This is a genomic window from Mobilicoccus sp., assembly GCF_032060985.1.
In the GTDB taxonomy this organism is placed as follows: Bacteria; Actinomycetota; Actinomycetes; order Actinomycetales; family Dermatophilaceae; genus Mobilicoccus.
This window is the reverse complement of sequence record NZ_DAMBGD010000017.1, coordinates 1-16,552: the sequence shown is the minus strand read 5'-3', so window position 1 is coordinate 16,552 and position 16,552 is coordinate 1. Positions and strand designations below refer to the sequence as shown.

The 16,552-nt window shown below is 71.3% G+C and carries 14 protein-coding genes; 6 read left to right on the top strand and 8 right to left on the bottom strand.

Features of this window, described 5'->3' with window-relative positions; all coding sequences use genetic code 11:
* Positions 1–49 precede the first annotated feature (49 nt).
* From RT054_RS12810 to RT054_RS12795, 4 genes are all read right to left on the bottom strand, one after another.
* Positions 50–1,069 (bottom strand): lactate utilization protein C, encoded by a 1,020-nt coding sequence (locus tag RT054_RS12810; protein WP_313024171.1) that lies wholly within the window; start codon positions 1,067–1,069, stop codon positions 50–52.
* On the bottom strand, positions 1,066–2,730 hold the full coding sequence (locus RT054_RS12805) for a lactate utilization protein B (RefSeq protein WP_396837297.1): 1,665 nt from the start codon (positions 2,728–2,730) through the stop codon (positions 1,066–1,068). The genes RT054_RS12810 and RT054_RS12805 overlap by 4 nt, the downstream gene beginning before the upstream one ends.
* Positions 2,727–3,530 carry a (Fe-S)-binding protein gene (locus RT054_RS12800; RefSeq protein WP_313024169.1) on the bottom strand — a complete coding sequence of 268 codons (804 nt, stop codon included), beginning with the start codon at positions 3,528–3,530 and terminating at the stop codon, positions 2,727–2,729. Before RT054_RS12800 ends, RT054_RS12805 begins: the two co-directional genes overlap by 4 nt.
* A 61-nt stretch (positions 3,531–3,591) precedes the next feature.
* On the bottom strand, positions 3,592–5,253 hold the full coding sequence (locus RT054_RS12795; RefSeq protein ID WP_313024167.1) for an L-lactate permease: 1,662 nt from the start codon (positions 5,251–5,253) through the stop codon (positions 3,592–3,594).
* A gap of 229 nt (positions 5,254–5,482) precedes the next feature.
* Here RT054_RS12795 and RT054_RS12790 point away from each other — a divergent pair, with 229 nt between their 5' ends.
* Positions 5,483–6,226, top strand: coding sequence for a FadR/GntR family transcriptional regulator (locus RT054_RS12790; RefSeq protein WP_313024164.1), 744 nt, complete (start codon positions 5,483–5,485; stop codon positions 6,224–6,226).
* A 48-nt stretch (positions 6,227–6,274) separates the two neighbouring features.
* On the opposite strand, the gene RT054_RS12785 is transcribed toward RT054_RS12790, so the two are convergent.
* Positions 6,275–8,752, bottom strand: a complete 2,478-nt coding sequence (locus RT054_RS12785) for a molybdopterin-dependent oxidoreductase (protein WP_313024162.1) — start codon at positions 8,750–8,752, stop codon at positions 6,275–6,277.
* Positions 8,753–8,956: 204 nt separating this feature from the next.
* Between RT054_RS12785 and rpsO the strand changes: the two genes are divergently transcribed.
* The 5 genes from rpsO (at position 8,957) to RT054_RS12760 (ending at position 14,741) form a co-directional block, all read left to right on the top strand.
* On the top strand, positions 8,957–9,226 hold the full coding sequence (rpsO, locus tag RT054_RS12780) for a 30S ribosomal protein S15 (protein WP_312721746.1): 270 nt from the start codon (positions 8,957–8,959) through the stop codon (positions 9,224–9,226).
* Positions 9,227–9,485: 259 nt separating this feature from the next.
* Positions 9,486–12,080: a polyribonucleotide nucleotidyltransferase gene (locus tag RT054_RS12775; protein ID WP_313024159.1), complete on the top strand. Its 2,595-nt coding sequence runs from the start codon at positions 9,486–9,488 to the stop codon at positions 12,078–12,080.
* A 296-nt stretch (positions 12,081–12,376) separates the two neighbouring features.
* The gene (locus tag RT054_RS12770; protein ID WP_313024156.1) at positions 12,377–13,342 is read left to right on the top strand and encodes a GNAT family N-acetyltransferase; all 966 of its coding nucleotides are present in this window, start codon (positions 12,377–12,379) and stop codon (positions 13,340–13,342) included.
* A gap of 206 nt (positions 13,343–13,548) precedes the next feature.
* Positions 13,549–14,037 carry a DoxX family protein gene (locus tag RT054_RS12765; RefSeq protein WP_312722734.1) on the top strand — a complete coding sequence of 163 codons (489 nt, stop codon included), beginning with the start codon at positions 13,549–13,551 and terminating at the stop codon, positions 14,035–14,037.
* A 251-nt stretch (positions 14,038–14,288) separates the two neighbouring features.
* Positions 14,289–14,741 carry a hypothetical protein gene (locus RT054_RS12760; RefSeq protein WP_312722735.1) on the top strand — a complete coding sequence of 151 codons (453 nt, stop codon included), beginning with the start codon at positions 14,289–14,291 and terminating at the stop codon, positions 14,739–14,741.
* A 460-nt stretch (positions 14,742–15,201) separates the two neighbouring features.
* On the opposite strand, the gene RT054_RS12755 is transcribed toward RT054_RS12760, so the two are convergent.
* Genes RT054_RS12755 through RT054_RS12745 form a run of 3 tightly spaced genes read right to left on the bottom strand, consistent with a single transcriptional unit; the run spans position 15,202 to position 16,064 of the window.
* Positions 15,202–15,561, bottom strand: coding sequence for a rhomboid family intramembrane serine protease (locus tag RT054_RS12755; protein WP_313024152.1), 360 nt, complete (start codon positions 15,559–15,561; stop codon positions 15,202–15,204).
* 3 nt (positions 15,562–15,564) lie between these two features.
* The gene (locus tag RT054_RS12750; protein ID WP_313024148.1) at positions 15,565–15,807 is read right to left on the bottom strand and encodes a hypothetical protein; all 243 of its coding nucleotides are present in this window, start codon (positions 15,805–15,807) and stop codon (positions 15,565–15,567) included.
* Positions 15,804–16,064, bottom strand: a complete 261-nt coding sequence (locus RT054_RS12745; protein WP_313024145.1) for a hypothetical protein — start codon at positions 16,062–16,064, stop codon at positions 15,804–15,806. The genes RT054_RS12750 and RT054_RS12745 overlap by 4 nt, the downstream gene beginning before the upstream one ends.
* Positions 16,065–16,552: the final 488 nt, after the last annotated feature.

Here is a 16,552-nt window from a genome sequence, read left to right as displayed (position 1 = left end):
GCGCCGGCGTTCCGCGTCCTCGCCCACCGGTGGGTCTCACCCACGCGTCTCACCCGCGCGCGACGAACCCTGCGCGGCGGGCGGCCTCGGCGTCGGTGAACCACACGTCGGGTTCGACCGCGTCGACGCCGTCCTGCGCCTCGGCGTACACCTCGGTGGACGTCCAGGCCGGCACGGGGTGACCGAGCGGCATCGCGTGGTCGGGCAGTGGGGCGGCCGAACCGGGTCCGTACCCGCCGTCGGTCACCTCCTGATCGCTCGACACCCGATGCGTGCGCTCGGAGGTCGCCTCGTCGTGCGAGGCGTGGGTGTCGACGTCGACCATGACGGGTGCGGTGTCCGGGTCCTCGTCGTCGACGAGGAGCACGACGAGCGTGCGCGGACCATGGACGCCCTCGACGCGGGAGAGTTCGATGTCGCTCGTCGCGGACCCGCCCGAGATCCACGTGAGCGGCAGCCGCTCCTCGCGCACCGAGGGGGCGAGGCGCGCGACGGCCTCGGGCACGTCGGAGACGACCTGGTCGGCGCGGATCACGCAGACGTGCAGGTCGGGAACGAGGGTGAGGGCCCGCCGTCCCTGGTCGGGCCGGTGATCGAGCATGATCGTGCCCGATTCCGCCGCGCCCACGCAGCACGCCGTGACGACGGCGTCGGTGGCGTCGAGCTCCGCACGATCCAGGTGGGGCTCGTCCTCGCGGATCTCGAACCCTCCGGTGTGCACGGCCTCCCGCCACCGCGGCTCCAGGCCGGCCGGCAGGACGACGGAGCGGGCGCCGTGGCTGCGCAGCGCCTCGGAGATCCGTCCCGGCACCTCGCGGGTGCGGCACCGGATGACCTGCGCCTTGTAGTCCTCCACCCGTTCGATGAACAGGTCGAGGACACCGTCGGAGCGGGTGGGGCGGCCGTACTCCCAGGCGACGGGGACGTCCTGCTCGGGAGGCAGGTCGGGGATGTCGGCGAGGGCCGTGCGGATGCGCCGGAGGATCTCCTCCTTCGCGCTGCCTCGCCCCTGGGCGCCGGCGCTCGTGCCGGTGCTCGTCTCGGTGCCCGTGGCGGTCGTGTCGGTCACTTCTCCTCGCCTCCTCGCGTGCGGTTCCACCAGGAACGGAACGACTCCTTGGGTGGCACGGGGACGTCCCGCGCATTGGTCCAGGCCGACAGCGGCCACGGCATGGGGCCGATGTGGTCGGCCCGTCCGAGCAGCCGACCGGACAGACCCGACCCCTTGGTCGCCGCGGTCCAGCGACGGGGGTCGGACATCATCCACGCGGCGGCGGTCATCGCGGCCGGCTCGCCGTGGGTGAGGAAGGGACGGGCCCGACCTCGTTTCGCCTCGGCCTTCTTCGTCTCCACGACCTTGTTGCGCATGTAGACGAGGAGGTCGGGGATGGGGATGCGGACGGGGCAGACGTCGAAGCACGCGCCGCACAGCGAACTCGCGAACGGCAGTGACTTGTCGACGGCCGAGCCGGTGCCCCGCAGCTGCGGGGTGAGGATCGACCCGATGGGCCCGGGGTAGACCGAGCCGTAGGCGTGGCCGCCGACCTTCTCGTAGACGGGACACACGTTGAGGCAGGCGGTGCACCGGATGCACCGCAGCGCCTCGCGTCCCTGCCGGTCGGCGAGCACGCGGGTGCGGCCGTTGTCGAGGAGGACGACGTGGGTCTTCTCGGGTCCGTCACCGCCCGGACCGCCCGGGCCCGTCCACACCGAGTTGTACGGGTTCATCCGTTCGGCGGTGCTGGAGCGGGGGAGGAGCTGGAGGAACACTTCGAGGTCCTCGAACGTCGGCAACACCTTCTCGATGCCGATGACGCTGATGAGCGTCTGCGGCATCGTCAGGCACATGCGCCCGTTGCCCTCGGACTCGACGACGACGAGGGTGCCCGTCTCGGCGACGGCGAAGTTCGCCCCGGAGATGCCGACCTTGGCCCGGAGGAACTTCTCGCGCAGGTGCGCCCTGGCGGCGCCGGCGAGGTTGCGCGGCTCGGAGTCGAGGTCCGCGGGGGCGGGGCGGCCGTAGTGGCCCATCTCCTCCAGGAAGATCTCCCGGACCTCGGCGCGGTTGCGGTGGATCGCGGGGACGAGGAAGTGGCTCGGCCGGTCGTGCCCGAGCTGGACGATGATCTCGGCGAGGTCGGTCTCCCAGGCGGCGATGCCCGCGGCCTCGAGAGCCTCGTTCATGTCGATCTCCTGGGTGACCATCGACTTGACCTTGACGACCTCGTCGCCCGCGAGACCGGTGCCGTCGTAGGTGACCTCGTCGTCAGCGAGGGCCTCCTTGACGAGCCCGACGATGATCTCGTTGGCCTCGGCGGCGTCGCGCGCCCAGTGGACGACGGTGCCGGCCTCGGTGAGCTTCTCCTCGAGCTGGAGGAGGTAGTGGTCGAGGTGGCGGAGCGTGCGGTTCTTGATGGCCTCGCCGGCGAGGCGCAGGTCCTCCCAGTGGTCGAGCTCGTCCACGACGCGCTGCCGCTTCGTGCGGATCGTCGTCATCGCGTGGTGGAGGTTGCCCCGCTGCACCGGGTTGTCCATCTCCCGCCGTGCCCCGGCGGGGAACGGCGGGGAATCGATGAGTTCGGTCGCGGGTGGGGCGGGGGTGTGCCGGTCGGCGCCCTCGTACCGGGGCGCGGGACGCCCCGCGACCGGGATGTCCGCGCCGAGGAAGGTGGTCCGGCCTCCGCCGGCCCCACCGGTTCCGCCCGCCTGGGGTGTGGTCGTGGCGCTCACAGCGACGCTCCTTCGCGGTCGGTCTCGGTGGTGGCGAGGATCTCGGCGAGGTGGATGGGCTTGACCCCGCCCTTCTGCCGGTTGGTGACACCCGAGATGTTGAGCAGGCAGAGGTTGTCGCCCGCGACGAGGTACTCGGCGCCGGTGTCCATGACCCGGCGGGCCTTGTCGCCCGCCATCGCGGTCGAGACGCCGGGGTTCTTCATCGAGAACGTGCCGCCGAACCCGCAGCACCGGTCGGCGTCGACCAGGGGCAGGATCGTGATGCCCTTGACGGCCTCGAGGAGGCGCATCGGTTTGTCGCCCACGCGCGCGATGCGCATCGAGTGGCAGGTCGGGTGGTAGGTGACCTTGTGGGGGAAGTAGGCGCCGACGTCGACGACGCCGAGCACGTCGACGAGGAACTCGCTGATGTCGTAGGTGTGGGAGGCGACCTCCCGGGCGTCGCGGGCGAGCCCGGCGTCGCCCGCGTGCTCGGCGAGCATCTCGTGCTGGTGCCGCACCGCGCCGACGCAGGACCCGGAGGGTCCGACGACGTAGTCGTACGGGGCGAACGTCTCGACGTAGTTGCGCACGACCGGCACCGACTCGTCGAAGTACCCGGTGTTGGCGAACGGCTGCGCGCAGCACGTCTGTCTCTCCGGGAACACGACGGTGCAGCCGAGCCGTTCGAGCAGCCTGAGGACGGCCTTCGGCGTCTGGGGGAACATCACGTCGTTCGCACACGTGGCGAACAGTGCGACGCGGATGCCGTCGCCGGGGCGGGCGGTCGTCGTGGGGGCGGGGTGCGTGGTGGTCATCGAGGACTCCTTGGTGCGGCGGCGGTGCGGCGAGTCGAATCGGACGCCGGGGTGAACGGGCTCACGGGAGGATCCAGGCGAGCACCGGGGTCGAGGCGAGGCCGGAGATGAGGCACATGAACACGAGCAGGAGCAGGCTCCACGTGAACACGGCCCGGAGGATCGTCGACTCGGATCCGGCGATCCCGATGGCCGACGCCGCGATCGCGAGGGACTGCGGCGAGATCATCTTGCCGACGACGCCGCCGGCGGCGCCCGCGCCGACGAGAAGCTCCTTGTGTCCGATCTGATCGCCGACGCTGGCCTGCAGGCTGGAGAAGAGGAGGTTGGCGGAGGTGTCGGAGCCGGTGACGTAGGTGCCGATCCATCCGAGGACGGGGGCGACGAACGGGTAGAACGCACCGGCCCCGGCGATCCACAGGCCGAGAGCGAGGGTCTGTCCGGAGTCGCCCATGACGAACGCTAGCGCGACGACCGACCCGATGGTGACCATCGCGAGCCGCAGCTTGACGACGTTGGCCCACAGCTCGCCGAACAGGTCTCGCGGGGAGACGCGGTAGATGAGGCCGACGAGCACCGCGACGAGGGCCAGGAGCGTTCCGGGGTTGCTCAGCCACGAGAACGTGAACGTCGCGTGGGGCGAGGTGGTCCCGGCCGTGGTGAGCAGGCCCGACAGGCCCGGCCAGCCGACGGTGACGTCGGTGGCGGTGAGCGAGGTCTTCACCGCGGGCACGGCAGCGATCGAGAAGACGGCGATGACGAGGATGTAGGGGACGAGCGCCATGAGGATGCGCGACCGGGTGAGGCCGGTCGTGTCCGCCGGCGCGACCGGCACCGCTTCCCCTTCGAGGTCGGCGTCGAGGGGCCGCCCGACGCGCGGCACGGCCTCCTGTCCGCCGATCGGGGTCCACACGCGCAGGAACGCGATGGCGGCCCCGACGCTGATGACGGCGGCGAAGATCTCCGTGAGGTTGTAGAGGTCGGTGCCGGAGACGACCCACTTGACGGCGCCGAAGATGACGCCGATGAAGAGGCCGATCGGCCAGCACTGGGCGATGCCCTTCCGTCCGTCCATGACGGCGAGCAGGAGGAACGGCACGACGAGGCACAACAGGGCGCAGATCCGCCCCGAGATGGGCGCGACGGCCGAGACGGGCAGGCCGGCGGTCTTCGCAGCGATGAGCACCGGGAGCCCGACGGCGCCGAAGGCGACGGGGACGGTGTTGGCCAGCAGCGCGGTGACGGCCGCACGCAGCGCAGAGAACCCGACGGCGATGAGCATGACGGCCGTGATCGCGACGGGCGCACCGAATCCGGCGAGGGCCTCGAGGAGGCCGCCGAAGCAGAACGCGATGAGCAGGCCGAGCACACGCGGGTCGTCGCTGATGAGGAAGAACGTGGAGCGCAGGTCGTCGAAGCGACCGCTGATCACCGTCACCTGGTACATCCAGATCGCGCAGAGCAGGATCCACACGATGGGGAACAGCCCGTAGACGAGACCGTGCACGCTCGTGGCCAGAGCCATCGAGACGGGCATGGCGTAGACGGAGACGGCGATGACGAGCGCGACGGCCCACGAGGTGAGGCCGGCGACGTGGGCCCGCCACCGGAGGCCGCCGAGCGTGAGGAGCATGACGAGAATCGGCACGCTCGCCACGAGCGCCGACAACCACTGCTGCCCCAGGGGATCGGGGTCAGGGGTGAATGCCTGAATGACGGGCATCGAGAACTCCGTTGTTCCGGGTGCGGGCCGGACGCCCAGGGCACGAGATCCCCGATCGTCCGCCGCAAGTGAATGGTCCGACCAATTGAGAGTACGACCACGGAGGGTGCTCTTGGCGGAAATCCCCAGGCGTCGGCCGGGCTCGGCCTGTGATCTGCCTCATGCCGCCACCCCCTCGTCCCCGAGCTCGCCGCGACCCGTCGGGCGGCGGGGGTGCGATGATCGTCCGGTGGCGCCCGACCGTGAGACCCCCGACCCCGCCTGGCGGCCCGTCGAACGGGCGCGGGCCTACGAACTCGTCATCGCCCAGGTCGAGGAACAGATCACCTCGGGCTCGCTGGGCGTCGGGGACCGGCTGCCGCCCGAACGGGACCTCGCCGCGATGCTCGGGGTGAGCCGGGCCGCGGTCCGGGAGGCGATGCGCGCGCTCGAGGCGTTCGGTGTCGTGCGGGCGGGCGCCGGTGTCGGACGTGACTCGGGGACGATCCTCACCTCGATGAGCAGTGAGGCCCTCACCCAGTTCCTGCGCCTGCACGTCGCGCTCGCCCACTTCCCCATGGACGACGTCATCGAGGCCCGCGTGATGCTCGAACGGTGGAGCGTCTCGCTCGCCGCGCGCCACGCCACCGACGAGCACCTCGCCGAGCTCCTCCGGCTCGTCGAGGCGATGGAGGACCCCGCCATCACGCGGGAGGCGTTCAACGACTGCGACACCGGGTTCCACCTCGCCATCGCCGAGGCCGGCGGCAACCGCCTCGTCGCCGACATGACGAGCGCGATCCGCGGCTCGATGGAGGGGCCGATCCTTCGTTCGTTCCACGCCACCCCCGAGTGGCCCGTGCTCGTCCACGACCTGCGCACTGGGCACCGGGACGTCTACGACGCGATCCTCGCGCGCGACCCCGACGCGGCCGCGACGGCCATGGAGGACCACGTGCGCTTCGCCTACGACGCGCTGTCCTGGTCCCGCTGACCGCCGTCACCCGGGGACGCCCGCCCCCGCCATGCGTCCGTCAGCCCGTCACTCCGTCCGTCGGTCCTCCGGCCGGTCCGTCGGGGGGATGTGGGCGAGGACCGGGGGCACCGGGCCGTCCCAGCGCTCGATCTCGACGAGGACGTGCTGTCCGGTACAGCCCTGGGCCAGGCCGGAGGTGCCGACGTCGGCGGTGAGCACGTTGGGATTGCCGTGGACGCACGTGCCCGGCGCGAGGCCCGCCTCCCCGGCCTCCGGGCCGTGGCGTGCGGGGTCGTAGGGGTCGAACCACGCCCCGGTCGACAGCTGCACGACGCCCTGCCGCAGATCGCCCGAGAGACGCGCCCCGGCGAGGCACGCACCCCGGTCGTTGCGGATCCGGACGACGTCGCCCTCGCCGATGCCCCGGGCCGCCGCGTCGCCGGGGTGCAGCCGCACCGGCTCGCGACCGGCGACCTTGACCGACAACGACGTCGCGCCGTCGTCGTGTTGGGAATGGAGCCGTGCGACGGGCTGATTCGCGATGAGCAGCAGCGGGAACTCCTGTGCCCGTTCGCCGCCGAGCCACTCCTGCGGCTCGAGCCACGTCGGGTGCCCCGGGCAGTCGGGGAGGGCGTGGGCGGCGATGTCGGCGCTCGCGAGTTCGATGAGACCCGAAGGGGTCGTGAGGCGGTGGGCCCGGGGATCCGCGCGGAAGGCCTCGAAGGCGACGATCGGGCCCATGCGGGGGAGGTCGATGCCGTCCCCGGCCCAGAACTCGGCGAACGGCGGCAGGGTCGGGACCTCGACCCCGGGCGGGAGGATGCGACGTCGGCGCAGGTCCTCGCGGAAGCCCTCGTAGAGGTGCTCCACCCAGGCGAAGGCATCACGGCCCTCGGTGAACTCCGCACGCAGGCCGAGGCGTTCGGCGATGGCGGCGTAGACCTCGTAATCGTCGCGGGCGTGGGCGTGCCGCGGCGTGACCGCCCGCATGGGGGTGAGTCGTGCGCCCGAGCGGGTCCCGCCGAGGTCGTCCCGCTCGAGGGAGGTCGTCGAGGGGAGGACGACGTCGGCGTGCCGGGCCGTCGCGGTCCAGCAGGGGTCGGAGACGACGACCGTGTCCGGGCGCGTGAACGCCTCGGCCAGACGCCCGAGGTCCTGGTGGTGGTGGAAGGGGTTCCCGCCCGCCCACCACACCAACCGGATGTCGGGGTAGGTGTACGTCCCTCCGTCGTAGGCGAACTCGGCGCCCGGGCGCAGGAGCAGGTCGGCGATCTTCGCCACCGGGATGAACTCGCGCACCGGGTTGATCCCCTGGGGGAGCGAGGGGAACCGGAACGCCGTGGGGGAGCACCCCGGCTTGTTCATGGAGCCGTATCCGCTCGCGAACCCACCTCCGGGCAGGCCGATCTGGCCGAGATGGGCCGCGAGAGCGACGCCGGCCCAGATGGGCTGTTCGCCGTGCCGGGCCCGTTGGAGCGACCAGGACACCGTGACGAGGGTCCGGCGTGAGGCGGCCTCCCGCGCGAGGGCGGCGATGTCGCCGGCGGGGATCCCGGTGAGTGCTTCGGCCCACGCGGGGTCACGGCGGAGGCCGTCGGCACGTCCGAGGACGAGGTCGGCGACCTCCTGCGCGCCGACGCAGTGGGTGGCGAGGAACCGCGAGTCGGCGAGTCCCTCGACGAGCAACACGTGGATCATCGCGAGCATGAGGGCGACGTCGGTGCCGGGGGAGATCGGCCACCACGTGACGTCCCCGGCGGGCGCGGCCCCGGTGGCGACGGACCCGGGAGGCTGTTCGCCGGTGACGAGGCCCGGCGGCGGCGCGACGCCGTACCCGTCCCCGACGCGCGGGAGGTCGTCGCGCAGGGGGCTCACGCTGACGAGTCGTGCGCCGCGTTCCCGGAGGCGGTCGAGGCCGCCCGGCGTCGGGTGATCACCCGAGCCGCCGGCGTCGATCCCCGTGTTCTTCACGGGGACCCCACCGAACGCGATGAGGAGTTGGGTGTGCTCGGCGAGGACGTCCCACGTCGTCGCCGTCTGGGTGAGGACGCTCTCGTCGGCGAGGATCCGAGGGAGGATGACCTCCGAGGCGCCGGTGGAGTAGGAGTTGACGCCGCGGGTGTAACCGCCGGTCACGGTGAGGAAGCGGTGCAGCTGACTCTGCGCGTGGTGGAACCGCCCGGCGCTGGCCCACCCGTAGGAGCCGCCGTAGACCGCCTGGGGGCCGTGCTCGGTGTGCACGCGACGCATCTCGTCGGCGAGTCGGTCCAGCACCTCGTCCCACGGCGGCGTCACCCAGTCCTGCGGTCCGACGGTGTGGCCGCGTCGGGGGTCGGGGCCGGGTCCCCCCTCCCACCAGCGTCGACGCACGGCGGGGCGGGTGACCCGGGAGCGTCGCGTCACCGACCCGGGGACGTTGCCGAGAAGGGGTGAGGGGGCGGCGTCGCCGCGCCACGGCGTCACCGAGGCGACGTCGAGCCCGTCGGGGCCGGGGGCAGGGGTGAACACGCCCCAGTGGGCGACGTGCGGACTCCGCGGACTCATGGATTCCAGGGTGCCACCGGCGTCCTCGGGCCGCCCGGGGGCACTCGCCGATCGACCCCTGCGCGCGTCGTCGCCCCCGGCGCCGATTAGGGCGTGAAGAAGCCTCGCTGGTAGGGTCGAATCTTGCCGTCGATCGGCCGCGGACAGAGAGCGCCGGGTGGATTCGCCCCCGTGCACCGCGCAACGAGTGAGAAGGAGTCGTCAGTGCCGCTGGATACTGAGACCAAGAAGAGGATCATGGCCGAGTTCGGGACCGGCGAGAACGACACCGGCTCGCCCGAGGTGCAGATCGCGATGCTCACGCAGCGCATCAAGGACCTCACCGAGCACTCTCGCACCCACAAGCACGACCACCACAGCCGCCGCGGTCTGCTGCTGCTCGTCGGTCGTCGCAAGCGCATGCTGCGCTACCTCGAGTCCGTCGACATCGAGCGCTACCGTTCGCTGATCAAGCGCCTCGGTCTGCGCCGTTGACGACACGCTTTCCCACAGGGGCGGTCACCTCTTCCGGGTGACCGCCCTTGGCGTACATCCACCCCGTTGCCCGCGTCGAGATGAGCTCACGCGGCTGATCGGGGAGGATGGGCGCGCAGGGTTCCGACGTCACCGCCACCCGGTGGTGAACGACGGGAGTCACGGACGCGCGAACCTCGCGAGTCCGTGACGAGAGAACGAAGACAGCCCGGGCACAACGACGATGCACCGGGCCGACGCGAAGAAAAGGAGGGCCCACATGGAGGGTCCAGAGATCACGTCCGCCGAAGCGACCATCGACAACGGTCGGTTCGGCACCCGCACGGTCCGGTTCGAGACCGGACGCCTCGCCAAGCAGGCAGGCGGTGCCGTCGCCGCCTACCTCGACGACGACACGATGCTCCTGTCGACCACGACGGCAGGCAAGAACCCCAAGGACCAGTTCGACTTCTTCCCCCTCACGGTCGACGTCGAGGAGCGCATGTACGCCGCGGGCAAGATCCCCGGCAGCTTCTTCCGTCGTGAGGGTCGCCCCGGCACCGAGGCCATCCTCACGTGCCGCCTCATCGACCGTCCCCTGCGCCCGACCTTCAAGAAGGGTCTGCGCAACGAGGTGCAGGTCGTCATCACGGTGATGGCGCTCAACCCCGACCACCAGTACGACGTCCTCGCGATCAACGCCGCGAGTGCCTCGACCCAGATCTCCGGGCTGCCGTTCTCGGGCCCGATCGGTGGCGTGCGCATGTCGCTCATCGACGGTCAGTGGGTCGCGTTCCCGAACTTCAGCGACGTCGAGCGTTCCGTGTTCGACATGGTCGTCGCCGGTCGTGTCGTCGGCACCGACGCCGAGGGCAAGGACGACGTCGCGATCATGATGGTCGAGGCCGAGTCCACCGACTCCACCTGGGACCTCGTGAAGAACCAGGGCACCACCGCGCCGACCGAGGAGGTCGTCGCCGAGGGTCTCGAGGCGGCCAAGCCGTTCATCGCGACGCTGTGCCGCGCGCAGTCCGAGCTGGCCGCTCAGGCCGGCAAGGAGGTCCAGGAGTTCCCGATCTTCCTCGACTACGAGGACGACGTGTACGCCGCCGTCGAGGAGGCCACGAGCGACAAGCTGCGTGAGCTGCTCTCGATCGCCGGCAAGCAGGAGCGCGAGGACGCCCTCGACGAGGCCAAGGACATCCTCAAGGCCAACCTCGCCGGTGAGGGCAAGCCGTTCGAGGGTCGCGAGAAGGAGATCTCCGCGGCCTACCGTGCGGTCCAGAAGAAGCTCGTGCGCGAGCGCATCCTCACCGAGAAGGTCCGCATCGACGGCCGGGGACTCGCCGACATCCGCGCCCTCGGCGCCGAGGTCGAGGTCCTGCCGCGCGTGCACGGTTCGGCGATCTTCGAGCGCGGCGAGACGCAGATCCTCGGCGTCACGACGCTCAACATGCTCCGCATGGAGCAGCAGCTCGACACCCTCTCGCCGGTGACGCGCAAGCGCTACATGCACAACTACAACTTCCCGCCGTACTCCACCGGTGAGACCGGTCGGGTCGGCAGCCCCAAGCGCCGCGAGATCGGCCACGGTGCGCTCGCCGAGCGGGCCCTCATGCCCGTGCTCCCCACGCGTGAGGAGTTCCCGTACGCGATCCGCCAGGTGTCCGAGGCTCTCGGCTCCAACGGGTCGACGTCGATGGGCTCGGTCTGCGCCTCGACGCTGTCGCTGCTCAACGCCGGTGTCCCGCTGCGCGCCCCGGTCGCGGGCATCGCGATGGGTCTCGTCTCCGCCGAGATCGACGGGCAGACGCAGTACGCGGCGCTCACCGACATCCTCGGCGCCGAGGACGCGTTCGGCGACATGGACTTCAAGGTCGCCGGCACCCGTGAGTTCGTCACGGCGATCCAGCTCGACACCAAGCTCGACGGCATCCCCGCCTCGGTGCTCGCCGGTGCGCTCACGCAGGCCCGCGACGCGCGTCTGCACATCCTCGACGTGATGAACGAGGCCATCGACGCGCCCGACGAGATGAGCGCCTACGCGCCTCGCGTCATCAGCGTGCAGGTCCCGGTCGACAAGATCGGTGAGGTCATCGGCCCGAAGGGCAAGATGATCAACCAGATCCAGGAGGAGACCGGCGCGGACATCTCCATCGAGGACGACGGCACCGTCTACATCGGTGCGACCGACGGCCCGTCGGCGGAGGCGGCGCGCGCGCAGATCAACGCGATCGCCAACCCGCAGATGCCCGAGGTCGGCGAGCGGTTCCTCGGCACCGTCGTCAAGACGACGACGTTCGGCGCGTTCATCTCGCTGCTGCCCGGCAAGGACGGCCTGCTGCACATCTCCGAGGTGCGCAAGCTCGTCGGTGGCAAGCGGATCGATTCGGTCGACGACGTCCTCTCCATCGGCCAGAAGATCCAGGTCGAGCTCAAGGAGATCGACCCGCGCGGCAAGCTCAGCCTCGCCGCCGTGCTCACCGAGGAGCAGCAGGCCGCGGCCGCTGCCGCCGGCGAGCACGAGGATCGGGGACCGCGCCGCGAGCGTGGCGACCGTGACGGCGAGCGTCGTGACCGCGGGGAGCGCCGTGAGCGCGGCCCGCGCCAGGACCGCACCGAGCGCGAGCCCAAGGCCGACTCCGACGGGGAGAGCGGCGCACCGGACCACGAGTCCGACGAGGAGCGCGCCGAGCGCCGCAGCCGTAACCGCAACCGTCGCCGCGGCAACCGCGGCCGCGGAGGCAACGGCGACGGTGGCGGCGAGAACGGCGACGGCGGCACCGTCGAGACCGGCGAGGGCAGCGACGCGGCCGACGCCATCGTCGACGCCCACGGCCAGGACGCCACCTCGGCGGCCTCCGAAGAGGCCTGATCCGGCTCGCGCCTGAACGACCCGAGGCCCCGTCCACCATCGGTGGGCGGGGCCTCGTCGTGGGTGAGGGGCCAAGCAGGCGCCGTGTCCGGCTGGGATCACCGGTGGGAGTGTCGTCCCTTCGAGCAGTGCAGCCGGGCTGGGGGCACCGATGAGCAGACCGTCATGGCCTGGGGCCACCTCGCAGGGTGACGCCCCTCGGGCAGAGCGCGTGCCGAGTGAACGCTCTGCCCGGGTGGGCGAGGCGAGCCGGAATCCGGTGGACGCCTCCAGATCGGCCGAACGACGATGACCAGGTGACCGCCACCACGACACACCTGCACTGGGATCACCTGCGAGCCGACATGGTCGAGCAGTGGGCCGACCTCACGAACCTCCTCGCCCGGGTCGATGGCACCGAGGAGTTCTTCGAGGCCGCCGACCTCGCCGAGGAGCTGCGAGGGACGGGCTTCACCCCCGAGACGGACACGTGGGCCGTGTGGGACGGTGAGCGCCTCATCGCCTACGGGCAGGTGCGGGTCGGGGACACCCTCGATGAGCAGGGGCGCGCACGGGTCAGCCACGACGGCGGTGTGCACCCCGACTGGCGCGGGCGCGGCCTGGGGCGCGATCTCGTCGCCCGGGCGACGGCGCGAGGCGTCGAGCTCGCCGGGCAACGCCATCCCGGCGCGCCTCACTTCTTCCGCAGCGGAGGCGAACTCGAGGGGTCCGACGCCCGGCGGCTCCTCACCCATCTCGGGTACACCGTGGCCCGGTACTTCAACGAGCTGGAGCGACCCCTGCCCGGCGCCGACCTGGCCCCCTCGGACGTGGACGGTTTCACGTTCGTCACCCCCAACGACGAGCACGAGGAGGGTGTCCGCCTCGCCCACAACGCGGCCTTCGCCGACCACTGGGGCTCGGCACCCTCGACCCCGGAGCGGTGGCACGACCTCTGGTCCTCCCGCTCCCAGCGACTCCCGTTCTCGACTCTGGCCCTGGGCAAGAACGGTGACGTGGCCGCCTACGTCATGACGAGCCAATGGACGCCGCGCGAGCTGTACGTCTCCATCGTCGGCACCGTCGCCGGCGCGCGGGGCCGCGGGCTCGCGGCCGCATGCATGGCGCGGTCGCTCGGGCTGGCTGCGGCGTCGGGTGAATCCGACACCGTCAACCTGGAGGTGGACTCCGACAGCCCCACGGGGGCCACCCGCGTGTACGAGCGGCTCGGGTTCACCCTGGCCCGCACGTTCGCGTCGATGGAGCGCGTCCCGTCGTCCTGAGCTGGGCGGGAGGACGCCGGGCCAGCGCGGGGACCGACGTCGTCAGCGCCCCGCCTGGGACATCTGCCGCTCCCGCCTCGCGGTATCGCCCCATCGAGGCGGTGCGCGCGCGAACCGCGTCGATGACGGCGTCGACTTGCCAGGGTGCGGGGGAAGTCCGTACCGTGTCTCCGGTACGTGATGAGTCAACTAAACGGAGTCTTGTTGTGAGCCAGGCTGTTTCCACCACTGAATCCCGCGCCACGTCGACGGCCCGCGTCGACGCCGCCGGGACCCCGCCGCTGCCTTCGGCGGTGCGCGACGTCGTGCTTCTCCTCGCCCGCGTGCTGCTCGGCGTCATCCTCATCGCCCACGGGCTCCAGAAGTTCGTCAGCAACGGCATCGCCGGGACCACCGAGATGTTCACCGCGGTCGGCGTGCCGATGCCGCAGGTCTCCGCCGTCCTCGCCGCCACCATCGAGACCGTCGGCGGCGGACTGCTCGTCCTCGGGCTGCTCACCCCCCTCGCGGGCGTCCTCGTCGCCGCCGTCATGGCCGGCGCGGTCTGGTTCGTCCACATGGGGCAGGGCCTGTTCGCCTCCGACGGAGGCTGGGAACTCGTCGCCGTCATCGCGCTGGCCGCCCTCACCTTCGCCGTCACCGGGCCCGGCCGCGTCAGCCTCGACGCGCTGCTGCTCCGCTCCCGCCGCCGCTGACCGACACCCCCGTCGGTCGACTGCCCCGGGGCTGGGCCCGACCTCACCCCGCCCGCGCGACGTTCGGCGTCGAGCGCCGCGCCGGGCTCACCGCCGAGCCCGTCCGGCTGACGGCGGGCGGGGTCCACGTGGGCCGTCGGTGATGACGGCGCCGCGGGGCACGTGCAGGTGGTGGCTTCGGTCGAGGTTGGTGGGCTCCCCACGCTCGTGAGGTACGCGCACCCGGCCGATGAGGAGGCCGGAGGTGTGCGATGAGTCTGACGACGTCGGTGCTGGCAGGACCGGTCGACCGGCGCACCGGCCTGCCCCGCCGCCTCGACGTGCTCGGGTCCTGCGTCACCGGGAGCACCCTGCCGTGGACGTTCGAAACCCTCGACGGCGGCCGCGGCTCCCGCGAGACCGCACCGACCTGGCGCCTGCGGCCCGGATTCGGGGTGACCGAGGGGCAACTCATCATCACTGGCCTTGCGCTCGCGTTCGCGGGCACCGAGGGTGCCGACGAGGCCGGGCGGCGCCGTCGCCGCCGCCTTCACGGATCGGGCACCGACATCGTCGTCATCCCCGACCACGTCACCGCCGCCCGCCCGCTGACCGAGCTGCCCATCGCGGTCGTGCTGACCGCGCCCCAGCAGGCCACCGCCCTCGCCGCCGAGCTGGCCGGCACCACATCCTGGCGCATCACCACAGCGACCCACGACAGCTGAAGGGTTCCCCTGCGGCGCCTGTGACGTTCCTGGTCAAGGACGGCCAGATGCGCTGTGCCGTGCTTTATGCGTCGAGATGACGGAAGAACGTCGTAGCGAGCAGAAGGTGGGCGCGCCGTGCGTTGCAGCCGGCTGTGCCTCGGGCCTGGGCGGTGCAGCGCGGAACCACCTGCTGACGCCCGGGTGTCGCTGTCCTCGGGTGACACGGTGATCGTGCGCCGGTCACGCTGCCTTCGGTGTCAGCTCGCGCCAGATGTACGCGCCCGCCATCGAGCACACGCGGGGGTTGTGTCTGGCCGGTGCGGCCACCTCGCACCCACCGTTCGCGGTGAGGTGAAGAAGGCCGTCAAGGAGGACCTCGTGGACGCCGAGGATGTCCCGGACTCCGTCACGCCCTGAGCGCCGTTCAGCTGTCGACTCGGCGGTCGACCTCGTGAGGTTCGCTCACTTCGCGGGGTGGTCAGCCGACGAAGTGGCGTGAACCGAGGCGCTCCTGCCGGTCGCGGCGCCCCAGCCACCAGGCCAGGCCCGCACCGGCGAGGGCGCCGAAGAGGTGGCCCTGCCACGACACCCCGGTGTGGAAGGGCAGGACGCCCCAGAGCAGCGACCAGTACAGGGCCATGACGACGAGGCCCACCAACGCCGAGCCGAGGCGTCGGGCGGCGAATCCGTACACGGTGAGGAACGCCGCATAGCCGTACACGACGCCGCTGGCGCCGATGTGGACGCTGTTCGAGGCGCCGGTCAGCCATGTCCCGAGTCCGCCGAGGACGATGATGCCGGCGGTCGCGAGCCACAGGTGCCCTGTGCTCAGCGCCACGAGCTACCCCAAGACGAGGAGCGTCGTCGTGTTGGCGACGAGGTGGCCGAACCCCAGGTGCAGGAAGGGGGCGAGGACGATGCCGGACAGGTGGTCCAGCTCCCGCGGGCGAATCCCGAAGGCGTCGAGATCGAGCGGCAGGATGAGGTCCACGACCTCGCTGATCCACATGAGCCCCACGAAGACGAAGACCGGGAGGGCCCGGTACCGCCACGACCCGGGAGCAGTGGGTGTCGCCGGGCTCACCAGCGATGTCCTGAGGGGGCGCGCGACTCCGTGGAGGTGCGTGCCCTCTGGGAGCCGACGGTGGCGGTCATCGCCATCATCGCCACCATCACGAGCAGGGTCACGACGGCGACGATGACGACCGCGACGGCAACCCTGCCGAGCCAGGGCCAATCGGTGTAGGCCCGCAACAGGGACAGCGTCACGAGGCCGGCGGTGATCGAGGTGATCGTCGTCGCCATCCGAATGAGGCGGGACGGTCGGGGCGTCTCGGGCATCCCGCGAGGCTACCAAGGCGCGCTCGCCCTGCACCCCGCGGAGACCGGACCCCTGCATTCGGCCGGGCCTCATCGCGTCATTGGTTTCAGAGGGTGAGTGCAACGCCTGCGGTTGAGGGGTTGTCGTGGTCGGGTCTCCGTTGTGGGTGCGGCCTGAGGCGCTGGCGCACGTCATGCAGGGGTGACCAGGCTCATGTCGGTGCCTCTGGGGATGATTTGCGGATGAGGCCGTTGGTGATCTTGTTGGTCGGGCGTTGCCAGGGTGAGCGGGGGCGGCGACGTGTCTTGATGTTGGCGGCGATCTCGATCTGCGGCGCACGGGCCATGACACCGCCCGATGCGAGGTGATGAAAAGACTGCTAAGAGCTATTGGAATCGCACACGTGTGCGAGTATGATGGGTTCTATGACCAAGCCTCTCGAGCCCCCCGAGCTGTCGCTGGACTCAGCCGTCGCGCTGCTGGGTCTGGGGCGCCTGGGTGCGGTGCT

Coding starts and splice junctions, on each gene's coding strand:
- RT054_RS12775 (WP_313024159.1), top strand. CDS start 9,486: ATGGAGGGTCCAGAGATCACGTCCGCCGAAGCGACCATCGACAACGGT.
- RT054_RS12760 (WP_312722735.1), top strand. CDS start 14,289: ATGAGTCTGACGACGTCGGTGCTGGCAGGACCGGTCGACCGGCGCACC.
- RT054_RS12800 (WP_313024169.1), bottom strand. CDS start 3,530: ATGACCACCACGCACCCCGCCCCCACGACGACCGCCCGCCCCGGCGAC.
- RT054_RS12785 (WP_313024162.1), bottom strand. CDS start 8,752: ATGAGTCCGCGGAGTCCGCACGTCGCCCACTGGGGCGTGTTCACCCCT.
- RT054_RS12745 (WP_313024145.1), bottom strand. CDS start 16,064: ATGCCCGAGACGCCCCGACCGTCCCGCCTCATTCGGATGGCGACGACG.
- RT054_RS12795 (WP_313024167.1), bottom strand. CDS start 5,253: ATGCCCGTCATTCAGGCATTCACCCCTGACCCCGATCCCCTGGGGCAG.